Genomic DNA, 2,947 nt, shown 5'->3' with positions numbered 1-2,947 from the left:
AAACCCCACACAATGCCCTTGTAAATCAATCCAAAGGGCGACCAGTCGAGCAGCAGTTTGGTTACACCAAAAATGCCCTGATCAAACGCGGACTTCACTTCACCCCACAAGCCCTTGAACCATGCTTTGATTGGCTCCCAGTGCTTGTAAATCATGTACACACCCAGTGCGATAGCGGTGATGGCCAAGCCGATGGGATTCATGAGAAAAAGCCTGCCAAGCCACACCAATGCAGATCCCAATATTTTGAGAGGGCCACCGAGTGCCAGCGCAACCCGGACAAAACCGGATACCGCCATCATCGCGTTACCCAGCGCGAAACCAAGCACGCCCAATATCGCCACTGCACCCAATAAAACCACCGACCATTTTGCAATGCTGGCGGCGAGTTCAGGATTGGCTTTAATCCACTCACCCAGCTTGCGCACAAATTTAATCAGGTCAGGCAATTGCTTTTTTAATTCCGGCAGTAAGATATCGGCAGCAGTTTGCTTTAACTCATCGACACTGATTTTTAATTCGTCCAATTGCTTTCTGGATGTTTCCATGCGCTCTTTCCAGTCCGCATCTATCATGCCCGATGCAGTTTGCGAGCCGCGATTAATGTCCGCCATTTGCTTGCTGTTGGCGATGGCAGGGCGAATAAAGCTCATGGCCTGCATATCGCGGAATAAATCACCGAGTGCATAGGCTTCGGTTAACCGCTGCATTGCAGCTTCACGTTGAATATCGTTTTTGATATTCATCGCTGCATTAAATTCTTTTAGTGCGCCAAGCCCTTTGGTTTTCATGTACTCGGAAATAACCTCAAGGGAGCCTTGCACCGGGCTGACACCTTTCGCACTTAATTCCAGTAAGCGCTTTTTAAGATCGATACCGGCGTCATCAAAATGTTTAATGGTTTCCGGTGCCGTAATTTTGGCGAGGTAGTTTTTCAGGTTGTTAGCCGCTTCATCGGAGTTGCCTGCACCCAAACGCGCAATTTGCAATGCTGCACCTAATTCCGATACGGCGTTGCGGCCTTCCACACCGAGCGCGGCCATCATCGGGCTTAATTGCGGCAACCACTTGGCCATGTCCTTAATTTCAAATGAACCCTCTTTGCCCGCGTATGCCAAGCTATCGAGCGACGCCGGTATATCACCCACGGCAACATTTAAATTTTTGCGCAGGGAGATAATCAAATTGCCGAGGTCTTCCATATCGGAATTGGTCGCGACTGAACTTTTTGCAAGCACTGCAGAGTAGTAATTCAAATCCTTGGCGCTGGTGATGCCGTTAGCAACCAGCACCGCCAAACCGTCGGCAATCTGCTCGGTAAACTGGCCGTACTTTTCAGCATCCAATCGGATTTGTTTGCCGAGTTGCGCTTCGGCTTTTTTGGAAAACCCGCCAGTGATTTTCATGTCGCGCAGGCGTGCTTCAAAATCAATGCCTGGTGCAATAGCGTTGGCGGTTTTATCCAAACCTGATTTGCCGACATAGGCAGCACCAGCACCATGCAAGGCGAGACTCATTCCTGCACCATGCATTTTTTTGAGCGAGGCTTCCAACTGCTTGCGCTTTTCCAATTGGCTATTGATTTTGGCGAGTGCGTTTTTTTGTTTATCAATGGACGCGGTTAGCTGTTGTGTAGCACTGCGTAACTCACGCGCACTCTTGCCTGTGTTGCTAAGATTTATACCTGCCTCACTTAATTTTTTAGTGAGTGGCGTTAGTTGATCCTGATGGCGTTTGTGTGTGGCCGTCAGCTTTTTAATGTCCGCTTCACCGTGGCGGATTTTATCCCGGTAATTCGATAAGGACTTTGCCGACTTTTCATAAGCCTGCTGATTGCTGAGCAACTTAATGCGGGCTTTTTCCAGCTCGCGATGAAATGCTTCACCTTTGCCGGTGCCATCGAGCAGGGCTTCGGTCAGTTTTTTATGTTGGTTGCGCGCGGTTGTTAAGGCGGCCTTGATGTTGGTGTGCGCGGCTTGCTGCTTTCCCATTGCTACTGTGTTTTCAGTAACGGATGCAGTGGAGTCTTTTAGTGTGCGTGCATTAGCGCGCAACTGCGCTTGCAGTGTGCGATACGATTTTAGGTTGCTAAATTGCGTATCCAGCTTGGATTTTTCATCGCGGGTTTTTTTGAGTGTATCCGCGAGTGATTTATTGCCTTGCCTGATTTTTTTTATAACTTGGGTGGCTTTATCAACAGCACCAAGAACGATTTTTAATTGAAGGTCGCGAGACATTAGCGACCTCCAGTGCGATTAGTTAGGGCTTGGGAAAGAGGTCTACACCGAATGGCAAGAGCAGAGAGGCGAGCAAGTAGCGCACAATGGACAGCGCCAAATATCCGCACCAAGCGATCAAGCCCAGCAGGATTAAAGCGATTGCGGTGCCTAGCACCCATCCAATAACCGTTAACATTGTGTTTTACCAGCAGCATGTGTGAGCCTCAAAAATAACACTTAATCTTCATCTGATCCAGACCGCTTTGCCGCAAGCTCCCACCAATCAATGAGTTCGCTCAGGGAAAGCTGGCAGAGTTCCGATAGCGGCCAGTGGAAAGTGACCGCTATATCTGCCATTGCATCCTCTACTCGGCGGGGGATTCCGCGTCGCTGTCCCCCGGTTCCGTGACTTCCTTCGGCGTCAAAAAAACGGACACCTCCGTTCCCAGTCTGACCAGGTCATGTCCGGGCATTGCTGCAATTTCGTGTTTGGTAAGACTTGGTGATGAAATGCGCGGTAACAGTGTTTGCAGTGCATCAACCTCTAGCTGCAGCAAATCCACTAGACTCAGTCCACGTAATTCGCCGCTGCTTGGGCTGCGTAAGGATACGGATTTAATATCACCGCCACCGCGTTTGATTGGGGTGGATAAGGTGACTGCTACGCTGGTTTTTTCATTCATGGTTTTTGCTCCATTGGATTTTTAAAAATGCCCGGCAATGGTTAA

General features: G+C 49.3%; 3 protein-coding genes. All 3 read right to left on the bottom strand.

Annotated elements, in window-relative coordinates:
- On the bottom strand, positions 1-2,237 hold a 2,237-nt coding region (locus tag A596_RS18390), incomplete at its 3' end, for a phage tail tape measure protein (protein WP_039917594.1).
- A gap of 219 nt (positions 2,238-2,456) precedes the next feature.
- Positions 2,457-2,576 (bottom strand): GpE family phage tail protein, encoded by a 120-nt coding sequence (locus A596_RS22750; RefSeq protein ID WP_084128621.1) that lies wholly within the window; start codon positions 2,574-2,576, stop codon positions 2,457-2,459.
- Positions 2,577-2,584: 8 nt separating this feature from the next.
- Positions 2,585-2,902 (bottom strand): phage tail assembly protein, encoded by a 318-nt coding sequence (locus A596_RS18385; RefSeq protein ID WP_039917592.1) that lies wholly within the window; start codon positions 2,900-2,902, stop codon positions 2,585-2,587.
- Positions 2,903-2,947 lie beyond the last annotated feature (45 nt).

The sequence above is a fragment of the Cellvibrio mixtus subsp. mixtus J3-8 genome (genome assembly GCF_000766945.1).
Taxonomy (GTDB): Bacteria; Pseudomonadota; Gammaproteobacteria; order Pseudomonadales; family Cellvibrionaceae; genus Cellvibrio; species Cellvibrio mixtus_A.
Note: the sequence above shows the minus strand (reverse complement) of the source record. Positions and strands in the feature narration are given on the sequence as shown.